Raw genomic sequence first — 528 nt, 5'->3', positions numbered from 1 at the left:
GTCAGCGTCATATGTGTATTTGAGACTGGGGGAGGGCCAACTGCACATGAACGTGGTGGAGCGAGATGGGCGCAAGGAAAAGCAGGCGGAGATCACCGCCCGCCGCATCCATCAACTGGGATCCGCACAGGTTCTCTCTCTGTCGGCGACAGGTGAGTCCACAAGCTTGAAGTCGTCCGAAGGGGATGTCGCCTCTCTGCCGAACCCGGATGAGATCCCCTTCTAGGGACTGGGGATAGCCTCTCTCATCAGGTCTCAAGAATCCGCCGCTGCTCAACCCTCGGGCTCTCCGCATGTGCTTGGCTACTCTCTGCAAGGGCGCCTCATCCACCTCTGGCAGCTCACCCGCGGGATTCGCTCGTTCCTGGTAATCGGTGGGGTACATGGGGATGAGGTGGAGGGCTACGGCTTAATCGAGCGCTACCTGGCTTCTGGGAAATGGGGATCCTTGGAGATTGCTGGGACCGCACTTATGTGCGGTATCGAGAAATAGAAGAAAGTATTCGCATCCTCTGGAGCGTGATAGAG

1 protein-coding gene and 1 pseudogene are annotated in these 528 nt (G+C 58.0%); both read left to right on the top strand.

Annotated features, from left to right (window positions below):
• Nucleotides 1–226 (top strand): annotated as a pseudogene (locus NW858_RS13075) (hypothetical protein); the annotation flags it as partial.
• A gap of 69 nt (nt 227–295) precedes the next feature.
• A complete protein-coding gene (locus tag NW858_RS13070) occupies nt 296–493 on the top strand; it encodes a hypothetical protein (protein ID WP_414520655.1) in 198 nt (65 codons plus the stop codon).
• The last annotated feature ends 35 nt before the right edge of the window (nt 494–528 follow it).

The organism is Synechococcus sp. H55.10, assembly GCF_047502715.1.
GTDB lineage: Bacteria > Cyanobacteriota > Cyanobacteriia > Thermostichales > Thermostichaceae > Thermostichus.
Note: the sequence above shows the minus strand (reverse complement) of the source record. Positions and strands in the feature narration are given on the sequence as shown.